The organism is Vibrio sp. 10N.222.55.C6 (genome assembly GCF_041473395.1).
Taxonomy (GTDB): Bacteria; Pseudomonadota; Gammaproteobacteria; order Enterobacterales; family Vibrionaceae; genus Vibrio; species Vibrio crassostreae_C.
This window is the reverse complement of sequence record NZ_JBFRSD010000016.1, coordinates 73513-91662: the sequence shown is the minus strand read 5'-3', so window position 1 is coordinate 91662 and position 18150 is coordinate 73513. Positions and strand designations below refer to the sequence as shown.

Here is an 18150-nt window from a genome sequence, read left to right as displayed (position 1 = left end):
GTGGATGATACCAAGTTTAACGTTTGCTTTTTTGATTTTGATACGGAATCGGGAGATTAAGCACGTTGAATGTGTGCTTTTGTTTCATGAGTCATTTGTAATTAACGTACTTCCTCTTGTTGAGGGAGATCTTGTTGTCTTAGTTTTTCGTTTTTCAGCGTACGGTTAAGCAGTTGACTGTAAATTGGCTGCCCACCTAACATTTGAGCAATGATTACCGCACCTAAGCAGGTGATGATCAACGGCAGGATCAGGTAGTAGTTATTGGTCATTTCGATAACCAACAGTATGCCAGTGATAGGCGCTCGCACGGTGGCGGCAAATAATGCTCCCATGCCAGCAATTGCAAACATACCCGGTTCAATATTCAGTTCGGGAAAGAATGCCGCTGCGATAAGCCCGAACGCATAACCAAAGAGTGTTCCTAGCGCAAGCATTGGTGCAAAGATACCGCCTGGCGCACCAGAGCCGAAACAAAGCAGGGTAGTGAGGACTCGGCCTAAGAAAATCAACAACAACACATTGGCGCTGTAGCTGCCATTCGTGATGTTCGGGATGATACCAATACCACCACCAGTTAATTCAGGTATATAAAGGAGCAACAAGCCAAAGCAACCGCCAAGTAGGGTGCCTGTCATCAAGTAGCGTTTACGGTCATTCTTGTGGATCGCCACAAACAGGTCTTGGGAAAGCGTAATCAGTTTATTGAAAATCACACCAAACAGGCCGAACAACACACCTAATAATAAGAATAACCAAAGTGCGTCGAGTTCAGGCGGCTGGTACTGAGGCATTGTGATAACGGCAGATTGGCCATTGATAGAACGAAATACAATGTTGGCTGAAACTGCTGAGATGATGACAGCTTTGATTGATATGAGTGAGTAGCGAAACTGTGGTCTCATCTCCTCAACCACAAACATGATTCCTGCCAGTGGTGCGTTAAATGCGGCGGCTAAGCCACCAGCGGCACCTGAAGCCAACAGTGAGTGGCGAGTGTCATCGTCTTTGACTCGAAAGATATCAGTGACCATACGACCGATACTGCCGCCCATTTGAACGGTTGGCCCTTCACGGCCTAAAACCATACCAGAGCCTAACGCGCCCATGCCGCCAAAGAATTTTACGGGTAATACTCTCCACCATCGAACAGGGCGCATGCCGTCCATTGCACCTTCGATTTCAGGGATACCTGAACCGGCAGCCTCTGGAGCAAAGCGGTGAACGAGGAAGTAACCAATAAAGGCAAATGCAGCACTAATAAGGAAAGCGGCCAACCAAAGGGGTAAATAGCTACCGATTTCATCTTTAAGCCAATCGGTACGAGTTTCTGTGATGAAATGAACCGCGACTTCGAAATAGGTACCCACTACGCCAGCAAGTACACCTACAATACAAGAAAGAAAGAGAACGGAAGCGGGTGTCTTATCTCTTGAGAGAAATTGATTAATAGCATCCCTTGGCATTTTGGCTAATAAGGATTGCTTAATTTTCTCTCTTCTGGTCATAAAGATAAGTTTCCTGAATGAGTTAAGGCGGGGTTGCATTAAATTATACGCTTCCTCTGCATATCCTATAGCAACAAAGTTGAAAAGTTGAATTTCATTTATGGAATGTACGTGTTACATAAATAGAATATATGCTCAATAGTGGAATCACCGTCACAGTTTTGATCGATTCTCTGGCGGCGGCTTGAATATCCCCAAAAATGAACCATAGTTAAATCGTAAAGCAACATAACGAACCGCAAGGAGAAGTGAGGTTTTACACACAATTTGGATGGATTCAGAAACAAAGTTTTAGTTCCTCGTTAAATGTTCAGGTCGATATTTAAGGCTTCCTGATTCGCGAACTCACGATTGAGTAACGAGGGTGAGGCGTACTGAGTAAGTACGCCTTTAGTTCGTCTGGAGCATCCCATTTCCTCATTCCGCTTCTACTGCTTTATCTCTTCTGATTATTTTCGCGCCAACCTCTATTAACGAATCTCAGTGTAAACAATCGATTGGGGTCAACTTTTTGGTGATTGAGTATATACTCCCTTAAAAAGGAGAACTGATATGACTAAAAAAGTTCCTACAAACATCATTACGGGTTTCTTGGGTGTTGGTAAAACGACAGCCATCTTGAACCTGCTAAAAAATAAACCTGAGAATGAAAACTGGGCTGTTCTGGTTAATGAATTCGGGGAAATCGGCATTGACGGTGCATTGATGACAGATCAAGGCGCTTTGATTAAAGAAGTGCCGGGTGGATGCATGTGCTGTACTGCGGGCGTGCCTATGTCAGTGGGTATTAATGCCTTACTTCGCCAAAAGCCAGACCGTTTATTGATTGAGCCGACAGGGCTTGGTCACCCTAAACAGGTTATAGCGACACTGACTTCCGATCAGTACACACCATATGTCGATTTAAAAGCGACGCTTGGTTTGGTTGACCCACGAAATCTGTCTAATGAAAAGTACACCTCGAATCAGAATTTTAATGATCAACTAAATAGTGCAGATGTGATTCTTGGTACTAAGGTTGACCTTGTTCATTCTGAAGACATCGATGTGTTCAATGATTGGGTGACGGATCAAACGCCAGCAAAAGTCTTCCATAAGCTAATTCACGATGGTGAAGTGCCATTGGAAGTGTTAGACATTGAAAGAGTATACGGCAGTGCTTCATCTCATATTGAAGCGCATCATCACGATCATGCTGAACAAGAGCCTCAATTCCAACTTCCTCCTGGTGAAGCTTTCATCCGTAAAGAGAATAAAGGACAGGGCTATTTCAGTTGTGGTTGGTTGTTTGGCGCAGAGCATAAGTTCGACTTCGATGCGCTATTCTCTATGTTGTCAGATCTAACGGCCGAGCGTGTAAAAGCTGTCGTGAACACCGACCAAGGTTGCTACGCATTCAATGTGGCGAATCAAGTCGTGTCTGTGAACGAAATTACGCTTGATGGCTTTGAATCTCGACTGGAAGTGATCGACTCGCAGCTCATGCCATGGGGCGATCTCGAGCAGATTCTACTCAAGCTGTGTGGCATCAAATAGCCCTGTTTTTGCTGTTTGAACCAAGGATCTTGGTGTTTACCTCGTTGAAGGCGGGATAAACACCAGATTAAATGAGAAAGTTTGCGTTATATCACGATAAATGTGAGATAAATCACTCTAATTACTTTATAGTGCTCGGCTGAAATAAGAATGTAGGCTGTCTGCTTAAGGAACCCGTAACAATGTCATTTTCCTCTCAAGGTTTTGCTCCTGAATTAGTCAAAGCGTTGACTGAGTGTGGTTATGAAAAACTCACTCCAATTCAACAAAAAGCGATTCCAATGGCTCGTAAAGGCCATGATATTTTTGCTACTGCTCAAACCGGTACGGGTAAAACAGCGGCATTTTCATTGCCTGTTATTCAGCACCTTTTGAACAGCGGTAAAAAGGCGTCTAGAGGAACGGCTCGCGGCCTTATTCTTGCTCCAACTCGTGAGCTTGCTGCGCAGATCGCTCAAAACATTAAAGACTACGTTAAATACACAGATCTAAGTGTTTCTGCGGTTTACGGTGGTAACAAGATGTCTTCACAAGTTCGTCAACTAGAACTGGGTGTGGATATTTTGGTTGCAACACCTGGCCGTTTAGAAGAGCACTTAGAAGCGGGTAACGTGTCTATTGCTAACCTAGAATTTCTAGTATTTGATGAAGCTGACCGTATCCTTGATATGGGCTTTATCAATGCCGTTCGTAAGATCATGTTGGATGTAGAAACATCACCGCAAATCATGATGTTCTCTGCAACGACTTCTACTCAGTTAAACCAACTGTCTGTTGATATTCTGCGTAAACCAAAACGTATTAGTGTTGAGCGCGAAAACTCAACGGCTGCTACTGTCGGCCACGTGGTTTACCCAGTGGATCAAGAGCGTAAAACAGAACTGCTTTCTGAGCTGATTGGTCGTAAAAACTGGCGCCAAGTGCTTGTTTTTGTTAACTACAAAGAAACAGCGAACGATGTAGTTAAAGAGCTTAAGCTAGACGGCATTAAAGCAGTACTGTGTCACGGTGATAAAGCGCAAAGTGCTCGTCGTCGTGCTCTAGACGATTTTAAAGAAGGTAAAGCGCGTGTAATGGTAGCAACCGACGTTGCGGCTCGTGGTCTTGATATCGAAGACTTACCACACGTAATTAACTACGACATGCCTTTCCTAGCAGAAGACTATGTTCACCGTATTGGCCGTACAGGTCGTGCAGGTAAGCAAGGTCACGCTGTCTCTTTCGTTAACCGCGAAGAAGAGCTGACTGTCGTTCAAGTTGAAAAACTGATTCAACAGCGCATTCGTCGTGTTGAACAACCGGGTTATGAACCGAAGAAACGTGATGCTTACATCGAGAAGCTGAACACTAAATCGGCTTACAAAAACCGTCAGGGTCGTAAGAACAACGCGAACGAAGAGCCACAAGATCAAGCAAGCGCTGAACGTCGTTTGACTATGATGAAGCGAATTAAAAACCGTCGTAAGTAATTACGGTTGGTGATTGAAAAGAGCCACTGTTATGTGGCTCTTTTTGTTTGTATTGATCGCAATATTGTTTATTGTCATTACTGCTTCGTTTCAACCTCGCTTCATTTCAAGCCCGATCAAGAAACAAGAACTAATAAATAAAAACAAGTCGATAAGGTAATAATATGGATAGCGCACTACTTTGGGCTTTTATTCCCACGTTTTTCTTCGTGTCAATCACGCCCGGTATGTGTATGACTTTGGCGTTGACACTTGGAATGAGTGTTGGATACAAGCGTACATTATGGATGATGATCGGTGAACTGGCTGGTGTCGCTGTGGTTTCTATTGCCGCGGTATTGGGTATCGCTTCGATCATGTTGAATTACCCATGGCTATTTACGGGCTTTAAATTTGTTGGTGCGGGTTACCTGTTTTATTTAGGCGTTCAGATGTGGCGTTCGAGAGGCAAACTGGCGATCAGTACTGACAACCAAACAACAAAAGTCAGCAATGATTGGGACTTGGTGGTTCAAGGTTTTGTCACTGCAATTGCGAACCCAAAAGGCTGGGCGTTTATGATTTCTTTGCTGCCTCCTTTTATTAACAGCAATAAAGACTTAGCACCGCAGTTGTTCATTCTCGTGTCAATCATTCTGGTTTCTGAGTTTGTTTGCATGACCTTATACGCGACAGGCGGAAAGAGCTTAAAGCATATGCTGGGCAAAGCCGACAATGTTAAGTTGATGAACCGCATTGCAGGTACGTTGATGATGGGCGTTGGTGTTTGGTTGTTCGTGAGCTAATTCTGGTTAGCCTACAACGAGCAGAGATCCCCGACTCAGTCGTTCCTCCTTCTCGAGGGTGACGCGTACGTGGGATGATGACGACTTAGGATTACGGTGAGTTTTGAAAATTCGGATTCTTACTTAAACCGAAGAATGCATAGAATATAAAAAGAGCGATAGGGCATTTGGCCTTATCGCTCTTTTTGATTTTACTTAGCTAGCGAACAGAGACTAGATAACAGAAATGTTTCTGATCTTAGCCTGCGTTGTATATTTAAACCGCGATTTCACCGCCGTCTTCTCGACGAATCACAACCGTAGATGCTCTTGGGCGGACTTTGCCTTGAGTTTGTGCGGTTGCATCTTCAGACGATGGCCAGTTTGCCGGGTGTTGAATGTTCACAAACAGTGACTTGAAATCTGGGCTGATGGTAAAGCCAGTCACTTCACAACCGTTTGGACCCACAAAGAAGCGTTTAAGCTGTGCTTGGTTGTTTGCATCAATCACCGCACTGTTGCCGTTGTCATCCGTTAACTGAGATGGAACCACTGCCAGCATTTGGTCATTGGTGTAGCCAGTTACTTCGTCTGCGCCGTTATCTGTCTGAATCCACAAGATGCCACGAGCATCAAACGCTAAGCCGTCAGGGCTCGCGAACTGGTTCATGTCTGTTAGACCAGAGCGGTTAATAGACTTGTCTTCCACTGCTGGTGAACCAAATACGAAGATATCCCAATCGAACTCGCCTGCCGTTTTGCCTTCATCCCAACGGATAACATGACCGAACTTGTTGTCTACGCGAGGGTTCGCAGAGTTCGCTTCTTTACGCTTGTTGTTATTAGTCAGCGTTAGGTAAGCCGTACCCGTCATTGGGTCAACAGAGCACCATTCAGGGCGATCCATTGGCGTTGCACCAACAAGGTCGGCAGCGCCCGCTGTATTGATGATAAGCGCTGCTTGAGAGTCAAATGAATCACCTAGCTTGCCGCCGTTTGTAGTCTTGCTGCCCAACGTTAGTGGTAGCCACGTACCTGAACCGTCATCGTTGAACTTAGCCACATACAGCGTGCCTTTATCCATGTACTTGTCACCCGCACTTAGGCGATTACTCGGTTCTGCGTCACGCGGGTCCCATTTCTCTTCAGAAACAAATTTGTATAGGTATTCAAAGCGAGAATCGTGACCAGAGTAGAATACGATTGGCTCGCCTTCGGTCAACTTACCAAACGTACAGCCTTCGTGACGGAAACAACCCAGTGCAGAACGTTTCTTAGCGCGAGAGTTTGCTGTGTATGGGTCGATTTCAACAATGTAGCCGTGACCGTGTGCTTCGTTACGGTAATCGTCCATTGCTGACTCACCTGTTGGTGTTACGTCAAAGCGAGCAAATTCGTCTAGGCGTTCTTGTTTGTTACCTGAAAGCGTGTCCCAACCGTAACGTGTTTTGTCAGTAGCGATACCAATACGTTCTTGCGCTGGTGTTGTCTCGCCTTTGTTAACGAAATAACCCGGCCAGTTTTCTTCACACGTTAGGTAAGTGCCCCATGGTGTGTAGCCATTACCACAGTTGTTCAAGGTGCCACGAGCTTGGCTGCCGTCTTGTGAGAACTTGGTTTTGGTAAATTCACTGTGTGCAACAGGACCAGACAGATCCATTACGGTCGCGCCTGTGTAGCGGCGGTTCAGAGGATCGTTATCGACCATCACCCATTGGTTGCCTTCAAGTTTTACACGAACCACACTCACGCCGTGTGCGTTGATCTCTTTACGTACTTCATCAAGGCTAGGGCGGTTGCCTTCATCGTATGTAGGACCATTAGCGTGCAGTGCTTTTTGGTCGATGTATTCGTGATTAATCACCAACAAACCGTCGTTGCTGTTGCCATTAAGCGGGAAGAAGTGCATGCCGTCGTGGTGCATGCCCAGTGAGTTTGCTTGATCTTGTGCGTTGTTGGTTCCATCTTTTAACCAAGCATTGCCTTGCTTGTTAAGTGGAGTACCCCAAGGAACCAATACTTGTGCCGTATAGCCTTTTGGCACAACGACACTGTCTGTCAGTGAGCCTTTAACCGATTCGAATGCAAGTGTAGCAGTGCTTTTTTGCGGTGCGCTAGATGATGCTGTCGCCGCGTGCGCTGTGCTGTGGCCTGCTAAACCAAAAGCACCAAACGCCGTCATTGCACTGATGCCTAAACCGCCTTTGAGAACATTTCTTCTTGAAAGGTTCGCATCTAAAACTTCTTCGAAGGGTTTGTTTTTGCTCTTATTAAAACGAGTGCTATCAAATGTTTCCTTGCTCATCTTTACTGCTTCCTATTGGCTGATTTTATTATTCGTTATTCATGACTTACCCACCTACTAACTAATTGGTTAATAAGTTGGGTCAATGTGTGACTAATCGTGAAGCAGTTAAGTGACAGATTTTTATAGATTTGATTAAGGTTTTGTTTCTGTAGCACGATTTTTGCCATTAACACCCTTGTGTAATACAAAACTCTTGGGGATTGATGTGGAACTGTGTATAAATGCTTTATCAAACGAAAAGAGAGGCAGTTATGAAATTAGATAAAATCGAAAACAAAAATCGTCGCCTACGCAAAAAGCTATACCTAGGTGAATTCGCGATTCTGGGTTTTGAAGTAAGCTGCAAGACATCGATTACTGATTTTGATCAATACGATGTGTTCATTGATGAGTTCATTGATTTCATCGACAGCATCGGTCTGTGCTTTGGTGGCGGCGGCCTTGAGCTGTTTGAAGGTTTCTTATGCTCAATTGAGCGCTACCGTTCAGTAACAGAAGCAGAACAACTGCAAGTTGCTCAATGGCTTGAAGCTCGTGCTGAAGTAAGCAAAGTGGAAGTTAGCGAACTGATTGACGCAAACTACGCGTTCTAATTTGATGTTGTGTTGTTAGCTCGATTGAAAGGCCAAATACGGCTTAGGAAAGAGTAACAACAGTACGCTAGAATAAAGGCCGAATCGTTAAATCGATTCGGCCTTTTTGCGTTTTATTCGTTCCATTTCTATTCTTTATCTTCTTTTCTATCCCTTCTGACGTAAATGATAAATTGATATTTTTCGATTAAATATTAGTACTTTATCGCTATTTTTATTTGCAGTAATAAGTTTGGATAAACTTGTGAGAGTTTTATGAGAATTCAATGAAGTTGCTGATAGATTTGATCGTCATTCTTAGAGTCAACAACACCACAGTTCGTTCTGGCAAAGGTAACGGTATATCGCTGTTATTCGTTTTGTTGGCAACGATAGGACTCGATAAAGGATGGAATCAAAATGAATAAACGTACTCAAATCAGCTTAGTGATCAGCTCGGCTATGTTGGCCTTCGGAGCGGCTCAAGTTCAGGCTGCTGAGCTTGAAGTCACTGTCACTAATGCAACGAAAGGGATCTACTTTACGCCTATCTTAGCGGCGGCTCATGACTCAAGCTTGTTCATGTTTAGAACGGGTGAAACGGCTTCTTCGGAACTAGAGTCCATGGCCGAAGGTGGCGATATTTCAGGTTTATCTGGTGTCATTGCCAACGCGGGAGGCGTGGTGGTTGAGAACCCAGCGGCCGGCATCCTCAATCCAGGCGTCGCAACTACGTTTGATATCAGTACTGGTGATTTAGAGTACCTATCATTGGGTGCAATGTTGCTGCCGACAAACGACGGCTTTGTTGGTCTAGATAGCTGGAAGATCCCAACTCAAGCGGGCACCTACAAAGCGACTCTAAATGGTTATGACGCAGGCACAGAAGCCAGTGATGAGCTGGCGGGCAGTATGCCGAACCCTCCATTCATTACCTTTGGCGCTGGTGGCACAGGTGTAGAAACGGCAGTATCAAACGCTAAGGTTCATATTCATCCAGGTAACATTGGTGATGGTGATGCGGCGGGCGGCATCAGTGACCTCGATAGCAGTAGCCATCGATGGTTAAACCCTGTTGCAACTATCACCATTGTTGTGAAGTAAGGGGGATGTATGAAAGCTAGAATTCTATTTATCGCTGCATCAGTAGCTGTGTTAGCGGGTTGTCCGGACGATGACGACGATTACTATCGCTATGATGTGAGTGTTACTAACCTCACCCCCAATCAACCAATGTCACCACTCGCGGTGTTGACTCACAATACGAATTTTGATCTGTTTGAAGTTGGGCAAAGTGCCTCTGTCGATCTGGAATACTTGGCGGAAGGGGGTAGTAATGCACAATTGCTTGCGCTCAGTGACAGTGACGCCAATGTTTATCAAGGCATCTCAGGCAATGGACTGATTCTTTCAGGTGAGCAAGACACGGTGTCGATTCGTGTCGACCCAAATCAAGAAGGGTATATCTCAGTTGCTTCCATGTTGGTGAACACCAATGATGCGTTTGTCGGCGAATCCGGATTATCGCTCAAGTCATTAGCGGTGGGTGATACCTTTACCATGAACATGAATGTTTGGGATTCGGGAACTGAGCTGAACGATGAGCTTGCTGCAACCATTCCGGGACCAGCAGGCGGTGGTGAAGGTTTTAATACCACACGAGACGACACCGATATAGTGAGTTTTCACTCTGGCGTAATCAGCCAAGATGATGGCCTTACGACTTCTACTTTAAGTGCAAATCATCGTTTCCTTAACCCCGGTGCAAGAATCACCATTACTCGAACTCAGTAACAGGTTGAAAGCACGATGAAAGAATTCCTGCTCTGTTCCGGTCAATTGAAAGGTGGGCGGACTCAGAATAGAGCAGGGATCATGAATAGTGCTGCGGTAAATTTGATGGCAAACATATTGTTGGTTGAAGACGATGATGACTTGGCTGAACTGGTGCAGATGCATCTTAAGTTCCAAGGGCATAACGTAATCAGAGCTAATGTGATTGAAAAGGCTCAGGCGCTCTATAAAGAGGGTCATTTCGATTTGATCGTACTGGATCGTGGCTTACCAGACGGTGACGGACTCGATTTCTGTCGAATGTTGCGTCAGCAAGAGGATTGGACGCCAGTACTCATGCTAACCGCAAGAGACGCTGAGTTAGATAAGGTGTCAGGCTTAGAAGCCGGTGTTGATGACTACATAACGAAACCTTTCAGCGTTCTCGAGTTTCAAGCAAGAGTGAGGAACGTGCTTCGCCGTTTAAGCCATGTCGAATCAGCGACTCAAGAGGTTGTGACAGCAGAATCGATTATGAATTTTGGTGTGCTCACTATTCAACCTGAACGCCATCAGGTGTCACTCAATAACCAAGACGTACCGCTGACAGCTACCGAGTTTACCTTACTTCATTTCTTAGCAACCCGCCCGGGGCGTGTGTATAGCAAAGACGAGCTGCTCGATCATGTTTGGAATACTCATCACTCTGGCTATCACCATACCGTGTGTAGCACAGTCAACCGTCTAAGAACCAAGCTTGCGATGCCGAATAGTGATGATGATTTCATTAAAACCGTTTGGGGTGTTGGTTATAAGTTTGAGTCGAAAGCTTAGGCCTATGTGTCGCGTCCGAAGTTTACTAAAAGGCCAGTAAGACCTAAGAGCCATCGAGGAGAGAACATGAGTTTCAAATCGCGTTTAGTGTTGTTCACCAGTTTGTGGTTTCTGCTCGTGAGTGTGGTGATTGCTTATACCTATAATTGGCAAAAAGAGACCATAGAACAAAGAACTAAGCAGAGCTTACACAAAGAGCTCGCGGTTCATATGCGCGATGATAATCCTCTGATGATTGGTACCGACTACAACCCTAAAGCGCTCAAATCCATTTTCCACACCTTGATGTTGATAGGGCCAGATTTTGATATCTATTTCCTCGACAGCCAGGGCAAGATTACGACTCATGCTGCGCCAGAAGGCACTGTGTTAGCCAACCAGATAGACTTAGCACCCATTCAACAGTTTTTAAACGACGAGCCTTATCCCATTCTGGGGGAAGATCCGATCAATCCCGGGGCTCGTAAGGTGTTTTCCGTAGCAGCGATTGAAGAGCTAGGTTCGACCGTCGGGTATCTGTACGTTTTGATTGGCAGTAATCGCCATACCGTGATCGCCAATTCACAAGTCGACACACCTTATATGGCGCTAGCAGGACTTATGCTGATCTCTATTCTAGGTTTCGCCGTAGGTGCTTATCTATTAGTTAAACGCAGCCTCTTAAACCCTATCGAAGACGTCACCAACAAACTACAGCAGCAAGCAGAACAAGATTTCCGTCTTGACCCCAACTTTATTCACCAAGTTCCAGAGTTGGTGCCGATTGCACGATCTTATCAATTGATGGCGAAACACATTCAGCAGCAATTCTTACAGCTTGAGTATCAGTCTTCGCATCGTAGACAAAGCTTATTGCAGCTGAGTCATGACTTGAAAACACCACTGTCGAGTGTGTTGGGTTACTTAGAAACATGGAAGATCCAAAATCCACATTCAGATCCTCTGATTGACGTGGCTTACCGCAATGGCAATAAACTGTCTGAACAACTGCATTCGCTGCTCGATAGTGCCAAACATGACAATCCTGTCCCCACATATCAATACGCTTCAATCGATTTCAATGGGCTGATGAGCGAATGCTTAGAAACGATACAAAGCAAATATCGCCATAAAAATGTTGAGTTGAACATTAATATGCCTATTGGAATCAAGGCTGTGGGTGACAGTGATCTGCTTGAGAGGTTGATTTTGAATCTGTTAGATAATGCATTGAGGCATAGCCCAAGTGGCACTGTGGTGTCGTTAGATGTTGGTTTTGAAGCGGATTCCAAACGGGTGAAGGTGGTGATTCATAATGAGGTTGAACTGGAAGCGCCGAATGGTTCTTTGGGAATAGGAACCAAGATCGCGCAGTCGATATTGATGTTACATCACAGCGTGCTAGAAACAACAAAGGCAGAGAACTCCTTTCAGCAAAGCTTTTATTTGCCTTCGGTATAGCTCTGTCTGCCTTCGTTTAGCTCGATGTATACTTACGTAGAACTAACGTTAAGCGTCTTTACTGTCTTCGTTGCCTTCGTTCACTTTCGCGTAGAAGTGAAGTAGCTCAGTTAATTCTTTAACCCAGCCAAACGCATCTTTAGGTGCGTTCTTTAAGATCTTTTCTACTTTCTCACAGTGCACTTCGATTGCGATTGCTTCTTCAAGGTTGAAAGAAATTGAGTAGAAGTGCCAAAGCAGTAGGCGAGTCATTCGCTCGATGTTCTGTTGCGAGTTATCCGACTCTGAGAAGGCTAGGTTTACTTCACCAAGCGCGATAGCTGTCATTCGAAGCATTGCGTCAAATTTCGCTGATTGCATGCGTTCTTCGCTGGTGACTTCTTCTTGCTCGAACGTAAACAATTCCGTCATTGCATCTTCAGGAACAAGGCGATGAATCATTCTTAAACTAAATTCTTCTAGTTCATGGCGAGGCATGGTGATTAAGCAATTTAAGGTGTAGTCGCGTTGCATGGTGTTCTCTTGGATCTGCAAAAAGGTCGGACAGTTTAATGGAGAAGCGAGCTCAGAAAAAGCAGATTTTAGATAAGCCTACGTTTGTGGGCTTATCTGTGTACTACAAGCCCTAAAATCGATGCTTAGGGGAACTGTATTTAGGTTTGAACGCAGTATCAGGCTTTGCTGTGGCTTGGCGGTTGGTACTGCATCGACTGGTCGTTTCTCATGAATATGTTGCTCGCGACCAAACTGCCGATGCAAATAGAACCAAGGGCGAGCCAAGTCATCGCATCAGGAATCTCGTTGAATAGTGGGATCGCCAACAAGGTCGCCACTGCGGGTGTTGCACTGCCAAAAGCGGCAGAGCGTTCAGCCCCTAAGGTATTAACCGCATAAAGGTAAGTGAACGCAGCGATTAAACCCGCCCCAACGCCTTGCACTGTTGAATGAACGGCAAGCTCCGTGAAGGGCCAATTAGCGATTGGTGTGTCCATTAGGTGGCTTGGGAGGGTTCCAGTCAGGATTAGGACGAGTAAAAGCAAAGTAGAACAGAGAGAAATAAAACCGGCACTGACTAACGCATTAAGATTAGCGACACGGGCTGAGATGGTGAACATCGCCCACATTAAGCTTCCGCATAAAAACAACAAATGACCTTTGGTGTATTCGAAGTTGAAGCTGCTTAAGCTACTCCCTAAAAACAACAGTATGCCGAGCAAAACCAAACCTAAACCAACAACACGATGTCGGCTGAGTGGCTGCTTAAAAAAGAGTACCGCAATTCCTGTAACGAACAGAGGAAGCGTGCCCGGAACAAGAGCACTGCCATGAGATACCGGAACAAACTGCATGGCCGTTCCGGCAACAAGCAGATAAGGTAATCCGCTACCTACGAACATACCCGTTAGATACCGTTTAGGGACGACGGCAATTGCGCTGCGTGCTTTCCACATCAAAGGCAATAACACCAAAGCCGGTATGAGAAATCTTGTGAGAGCGATATCGGCAGGTGTTAAATCTGAATTTGCGCCGCCTTTAAGAGAAAGAAAAAAGCTCGCCCAAATGAGTAGGGTGACAGTAATAGATAAGTAGCCAAGATTCATAATATAGAAGGAGAGTGGGTGATGACTCATTATGGAACAGTTGGTGTGCCACAGGTTGGCAAGTTTTGGCTAAAATTGAACTATCGTTGATGATTTCTGCTAATATTCACCAAATAATTAACGGATTTAACTAATGTTTGGCATTTACTATGGATAGAATTGATAGGCATCTTCTCGAACTGCTACAAAAAGATGGCAGGTTAACCACGGCTGAACTTGCTGATGAAGTGGGTTTATCACCTTCGCCTTGTGCAAGACGAGTCAAAAGGCTAGAAGAAAAGGGCATTATTGACGGTTATCGTGTGAGCTTGTCACGAGAACAAGTCGGCATCGCAATGAGTGTGTTTGTTGAGGTGAGCCTAAACAACCACCAAGAAGTGTCGATAGATAAGTTTGAGGCGGCTGTTGTAGAGATGGAAGAGGTGATCAGTTGCCACGTTGTATCTGGGGCTTATGACTATTTGCTAGAAGTGGTTAGCCCGAACTTGATGGCCTACGAGGCATTTACAAGAAAACTTCAAAGGCTCTCTAACGTGAAAGATATTCATACCCACCTTGCGATAAGACAAGTAAAAGGCAATGCACCACTGCCAATTTATACCGATTAAGCCAAACTCTGAGCAGTAACACGAAGGCAGAATGAGCTGAAAACGAAATGGTTTACTCCTGAAGTAGAAGCGCGGTCAATATCAAAAATCATCCATTAAGTGTCAGGCTTCAGGCAATAAAAAACGGAGCACCTCGTGAAAGGTACTCCGTATATGATAGGTGCAAAACTTAGTGATACTTAAAGTTAGAGATTGAACAATCCCCAGTTTGTGCATTAATTCTGAATGAAAAAGCATGTGAATGATAATCCACGCCGTCATTCCAAATTGTCTCTCCAAATATCTTACATAGCTCTAGCTCACTTACTGAACCGAACTCTTCCATGTGTTTAGCTACAGATAAAAGTTTACCTCTTATCTCTGCAGTCCATTCCGTGTTACTCAAGCAGTTGAAAGCCATAGTCTTTTGCATATTACCTAGCCAAAATGTTTCTTGTTATTAAGTTATATGAAGATTCATGATAACAATTTTCTGGCGTTTGTAAATCTATTTTGTGATGGATATCTCACATACTCGCTTGCATTGGTCGGAAATTGAACTTCATTGTTGATAGATAGCACATTACTTTTACAACCTATTGATAAAGCTTTGATTAACGAGTTCTTAGAATATTATGGATGGGATTGAGCATATTTATCGGAAAGTCCAGTCGAACGAGTGAGAGAATCTAATGGTGATTTCAGTTTGACGCATCGTTTACTGGTTGGTTTATGTGGCGCGCTTCATCAATCATCGTCGCTTCTCTGCGGTATTTCGAAGACAGCTGACGGAATTTTTCACTGAGTGTATGGAGATCTCGGGAGAGTGATTGTGAGCTTTGTACGTGCACCTTTGCGCTTTCTGCCTGGCGCGGGAGTCTTGCTTTGGTGCAGTGTTTGGCGACGGCTTGCCATGAATACGCTAGAGAGTCAGCGCCTTCAAGTTCACTAGACACAAAATACGCCTGTTGTAGCAAAACCTCGGAGACGTCATACGCGGTATTCATATGACTATTGAGCTGCACATTAAACCTTTCTTCGTACTTTGCCCAAAGCTCTGCTTTTCATTAAAGTGTTTAGATAACAATGTCTGTGACTCATAGGTTGAAAGAACTTGGTTGAACTCTTTGGTGTACTGACTATAGCGACCTTCAAAAGAGAGCTGACGATCCAACAGTGTTTGCCAGTTTTCACGGTCACAATGATTCGCTAGAGCGACATTGGCACTCAAAGTTACGCTTACAATGATAACTTTCCCTCAAAAACTCATGACTTTCCTCTACTTACTGCGTTCTCTATAGAGAGTATAGATGAGCAGCAGCATGAGTTGATGTACACTTGAAAGATACCTAAAACGGAAGAGCTGGTGGATTTGATGAAAAAAGCGCTGATCGCTTTACTTGTGTTGTTAATATTGGGCGGAGGGGGAGGAGCGGCATACTACTTCTTGGTCATGAATAAAGACCCAATCCCACAAGAGAAAACGGAAGAGCCGGCGTTAGAAGCTACCGAGCAATCTGAATCTGACCTTGTACCTACCATGGATCTTCAGCCTGAACCCGAGCAGACGGAATTTTATGTTTTGGAGAGAAAGCTTGAAGTGGTCGAGCAACCTGAAATTGATGGCTTGATAACAGATTACCTCTATAAAGGAGAAAAGGTGGAGGTACTCGAGAAACAGGGAGAATGGGCTCGTATCTCAGACTATATTGTCCTTAAAGATGGCGGCCCACAGACGGCGGAATGGGTCTCTATGTCAGGCTTATCGAATGATGAAGTCATTATTTCGGAAAAAGAAAGCAAAGAGATATTGGATTCCTATTTGGTTAAGTCTGATGATCTCAAGATCCATCAAGAAAAATTCCGTAATTCGGTGGCTAAACTGATCTCTGAGGGGGAGTGTGCCCCAAGTGATTTTGAAGAATTAGGCGGATGGGTGAAATCTGTTAAGTACAGCAATCGAGATGTATATTTTATTTATTGTGGTGGGTTGTCCCTTGAAAACAAAATTTATCTTGATGTAAATACAAATGAAATATTTACGAAGTAAAAATCGCCCCATTTTAAGTGTTGGACGTATTAATATTCTTTAGGGTTACCGTTCATAAGTAAAATTTTTGAAATCTTACTTTATCGCAGAGTGGGCTTCTTTATTGGCACCTCATTATATTTAATCCGATATAAGCAGTATCTGGCTATTCCGTTTAAACAATGGGTCTACAGTTTTTATGGTATGAGAGTATTGTTGTCGGGATTCCGTAAAGCAGGTGCTGCCGATTCTTGATAAGGAAGATGTCGATAAAGAGAACGTCGATCCAGAAGCTTCGGAAAACCAAGCTTAACGTTTTGCCTCTTACTTAACAGTAGGAATACCTTAACAGTCGAAATACGAAGCACCAGACAATAAAAAAAGCCACTGAAATCAGTGGCTTTTTCGTATCAACTCATATCAGAATTATCTGGTAGAAGTTGATGGAATCTCGATTGTTAATCGATTTCTTTGTCTTTACCCATAGATAAAATCCAAAGAGATACGGCTGCAACACCTGCAAAGCCACCAAGAATGATAACTGGCATAGCGCTGTAACCTAGGATGTGCCAAATTACGCTTTCTAAAGTACTCATTCAATCGCTCCTTATTGCCAGCCTTCAACGCCGTGCATGTCTGGTAGTTTGTGTGCAATACCTTTGTGACAGTCTACACACGTTTTTTCACCAGAAGCTAGCGCAGTCGAGTGTTGTTTCGCACTACGGGGGCTCTGCTCTGAGAAGTCCATGTAATCGAACTGGTGACAGTTACGACACTCAAGTGAATCGTTCTTCTTCAATCGAGCCCATTCGCGTTCCGCTAGGTGAGCACGACGTGCTTTGAACTTTTCTTCAGTATTGATGGTTTTCGCAATAAAGTGTGCGTATAGCTCTTTAGATGCTTGAACCTTACGAACAATTTTATCTGTCCATTCATGAGGAACGTGACAGTCTGAACAGATAGCACGAACACCAGAACGGTTAGAGTAGTGAATTGTCTCTTGGATTTCAGCAACGATAGGTGCGTGACAGCCAGAACAGAATTCTTCCGTGTTGGTTGCCTCCATACCCGTGTTGAATGCACCCCAGAACAAAAGACCACCCGAGAAACCCAAGAACAAAACAACGCCTACGGCTGCTTTGCTTGGTGTCGCAAGTCTTTTCCAAAACGCTTTAAGTAATTTTATCATATATAGCCTCTCTTACAGTCCGGCTACGATTAACGCAGTGAATCTACAGGTTTGAACTCGTTCTCAACTAGTGGCTTAGCATTAGCTTGAGGTACGTGACACTGTAGACAGAAGTAACGACGAGGTGATACGTCTGCAAGTACCGCATCTTCACGGTTCATGTAGTGAGTTACACTCACTTTAGTAGCACCCATTTCTTTTGCGTTTTTCCAGCTGTGGCAAGAAAGACACTTGTTAGCGTTAAGAGAAACTTCATAGCTACGAATAGTATGAGGCACTAGAGGTGGTTGGTATACGTAGTCACTCTCAAGTACTTGGTCACGAGGGAACTTTTTGAAGTCATCTGCTGCGCGAGTTGCTTCAAGTTCACTTGCACCACGTAGAGATTCTACGCCACCAATGCCGCCTGGGTTATCCAGTTCAGCTTCAGCTTGAACTGCACCAGCTAGCAAAAGACCAGCTGATAGTAGGGCAGTAATCAGTTTTTTCATGGTTAATTTCTCCGCCTAAAGGCTAATTCTTTGAGTGGACTACTTCTTT

19 protein-coding genes and 1 pseudogene are annotated in these 18150 nt (G+C 44.4%); 11 read left to right on the top strand and 9 right to left on the bottom strand.

Annotated features, from left to right (window positions below):
- Positions 1 to 101: 101 nt before the first annotated feature.
- Positions 102 to 1508, bottom strand: coding sequence for a H(+)/Cl(-) exchange transporter ClcA (clcA, locus tag AB4486_RS12690; protein ID WP_102397989.1), 1407 nt, complete (start codon positions 1506 to 1508; stop codon positions 102 to 104).
- 552 nt (positions 1509 to 2060) lie between these two features.
- Here clcA and AB4486_RS12685 point away from each other — a divergent pair.
- The 3 genes from AB4486_RS12685 to AB4486_RS12675 all read left to right on the top strand — a co-directional run bounded on the left by AB4486_RS12685 (position 2061) and on the right by AB4486_RS12675 (position 5298).
- Positions 2061 to 3044: a GTP-binding protein gene (locus tag AB4486_RS12685; protein ID WP_017069160.1), complete on the top strand. Its 984-nt coding sequence runs from the start codon at positions 2061 to 2063 to the stop codon at positions 3042 to 3044.
- A 182-nt stretch (positions 3045 to 3226) separates the two neighbouring features.
- The gene (locus AB4486_RS12680) at positions 3227 to 4513 is read left to right on the top strand and encodes a DEAD/DEAH box helicase (RefSeq protein WP_017062632.1); all 1287 of its coding nucleotides are present in this window, start codon (positions 3227 to 3229) and stop codon (positions 4511 to 4513) included.
- A gap of 164 nt (positions 4514 to 4677) precedes the next feature.
- The gene (locus AB4486_RS12675) at positions 4678 to 5298 is read left to right on the top strand and encodes a LysE family translocator (protein WP_017064486.1); all 621 of its coding nucleotides are present in this window, start codon (positions 4678 to 4680) and stop codon (positions 5296 to 5298) included.
- 256 nt (positions 5299 to 5554) lie between these two features.
- Here the strand turns inward: AB4486_RS12675 and AB4486_RS12670 are convergent, their stop codons facing one another.
- Entirely contained in the window at positions 5555 to 7582 is a 2028-nt protein-coding gene (locus AB4486_RS12670; RefSeq protein ID WP_102428558.1) for a PhoX family phosphatase, read from the bottom strand.
- Positions 7583 to 7836: 254 nt separating this feature from the next.
- On the opposite strand from AB4486_RS12670, the gene AB4486_RS12665 reads away from it, so the two are divergent.
- The 6 genes from AB4486_RS12665 to AB4486_RS12640 all read left to right on the top strand — a co-directional run bounded on the left by AB4486_RS12665 (position 7837) and on the right by AB4486_RS12640 (position 12204).
- Positions 7837 to 8178 carry a YggL family protein gene (locus AB4486_RS12665; protein ID WP_017062629.1) on the top strand — a complete coding sequence of 114 codons (342 nt, stop codon included), beginning with the start codon at positions 7837 to 7839 and terminating at the stop codon, positions 8176 to 8178.
- Positions 8179 to 8444: 266 nt separating this feature from the next.
- Entirely contained in the window at positions 8445 to 8585 is a 141-nt protein-coding gene (locus AB4486_RS12660; protein ID WP_017067451.1) for a hypothetical protein, read from the top strand.
- Positions 8578 to 9261, top strand: a complete 684-nt coding sequence (locus AB4486_RS12655; RefSeq protein ID WP_372117294.1) for a spondin domain-containing protein — start codon at positions 8578 to 8580, stop codon at positions 9259 to 9261. The genes AB4486_RS12660 and AB4486_RS12655 overlap by 8 nt, the downstream gene beginning before the upstream one ends.
- Positions 9262 to 9270: 9 nt before the next feature.
- Positions 9271 to 9951, top strand: a complete 681-nt coding sequence (locus tag AB4486_RS12650; RefSeq protein WP_017072230.1) for a spondin domain-containing protein — start codon at positions 9271 to 9273, stop codon at positions 9949 to 9951.
- A gap of 81 nt (positions 9952 to 10032) precedes the next feature.
- Positions 10033 to 10764 (top strand): response regulator transcription factor, encoded by a 732-nt coding sequence (locus AB4486_RS12645; RefSeq protein ID WP_017067448.1) that lies wholly within the window; start codon positions 10033 to 10035, stop codon positions 10762 to 10764.
- A 66-nt stretch (positions 10765 to 10830) separates the two neighbouring features.
- Positions 10831 to 12204, top strand: a complete 1374-nt coding sequence (locus AB4486_RS12640; protein WP_372117293.1) for a sensor histidine kinase — start codon at positions 10831 to 10833, stop codon at positions 12202 to 12204.
- A gap of 48 nt (positions 12205 to 12252) precedes the next feature.
- Here AB4486_RS12640 and AB4486_RS12635 read toward each other — a convergent pair whose 3' ends face one another.
- Positions 12253 to 12717: a hypothetical protein gene (locus AB4486_RS12635; RefSeq protein ID WP_017062624.1), complete on the bottom strand. Its 465-nt coding sequence runs from the start codon at positions 12715 to 12717 to the stop codon at positions 12253 to 12255.
- A gap of 158 nt (positions 12718 to 12875) precedes the next feature.
- On the bottom strand, positions 12876 to 13805 hold the full coding sequence (locus AB4486_RS12630) for a DMT family transporter (RefSeq protein ID WP_017064490.1): 930 nt from the start codon (positions 13803 to 13805) through the stop codon (positions 12876 to 12878).
- Positions 13806 to 13954: 149 nt separating this feature from the next.
- Here AB4486_RS12630 and AB4486_RS12625 point away from each other — a divergent pair, with 149 nt between their 5' ends.
- Entirely contained in the window at positions 13955 to 14413 is a 459-nt protein-coding gene (locus AB4486_RS12625) for an Lrp/AsnC family transcriptional regulator (protein ID WP_017062622.1), read from the top strand.
- 169 nt (positions 14414 to 14582) lie between these two features.
- Here AB4486_RS12625 and AB4486_RS12620 read toward each other — a convergent pair whose 3' ends face one another.
- Together AB4486_RS12620 and AB4486_RS12615 are read right to left on the bottom strand one after the other, a co-directional pair.
- Complete coding sequence (locus AB4486_RS12620; protein WP_017062621.1) at positions 14583 to 14825, bottom strand: hypothetical protein; 243 nt, start codon at positions 14823 to 14825, stop codon at positions 14583 to 14585.
- Positions 14826 to 15093: 268 nt separating this feature from the next.
- Positions 15094 to 15641: pseudogene (locus AB4486_RS12615) on the bottom strand (hypothetical protein).
- Between the two features lie 117 nt (positions 15642 to 15758).
- Between AB4486_RS12615 and AB4486_RS12610 the strand changes: the two are divergent.
- The gene (locus AB4486_RS12610) at positions 15759 to 16442 is read left to right on the top strand and encodes an SH3 domain-containing protein (RefSeq protein ID WP_372117291.1); all 684 of its coding nucleotides are present in this window, start codon (positions 15759 to 15761) and stop codon (positions 16440 to 16442) included.
- A gap of 437 nt (positions 16443 to 16879) precedes the next feature.
- On the opposite strand, the gene AB4486_RS12605 is transcribed toward AB4486_RS12610, so the two are convergent.
- Genes AB4486_RS12605 through AB4486_RS12595 form a run of 3 tightly spaced genes read right to left on the bottom strand, consistent with a single transcriptional unit; the run spans position 16880 to position 18101 of the window.
- Complete coding sequence (locus AB4486_RS12605) at positions 16880 to 17017, bottom strand: TIGR02808 family protein (RefSeq protein WP_010430103.1); 138 nt, start codon at positions 17015 to 17017, stop codon at positions 16880 to 16882.
- 11 nt (positions 17018 to 17028) lie between these two features.
- Positions 17029 to 17610: a NapC/NirT family cytochrome c gene (locus AB4486_RS12600; RefSeq protein ID WP_009845456.1), complete on the bottom strand. Its 582-nt coding sequence runs from the start codon at positions 17608 to 17610 to the stop codon at positions 17029 to 17031.
- A gap of 29 nt (positions 17611 to 17639) precedes the next feature.
- Entirely contained in the window at positions 17640 to 18101 is a 462-nt protein-coding gene (locus AB4486_RS12595) for a nitrate reductase cytochrome c-type subunit (RefSeq protein WP_017062614.1), read from the bottom strand.
- Positions 18102 to 18150: the final 49 nt, after the last annotated feature.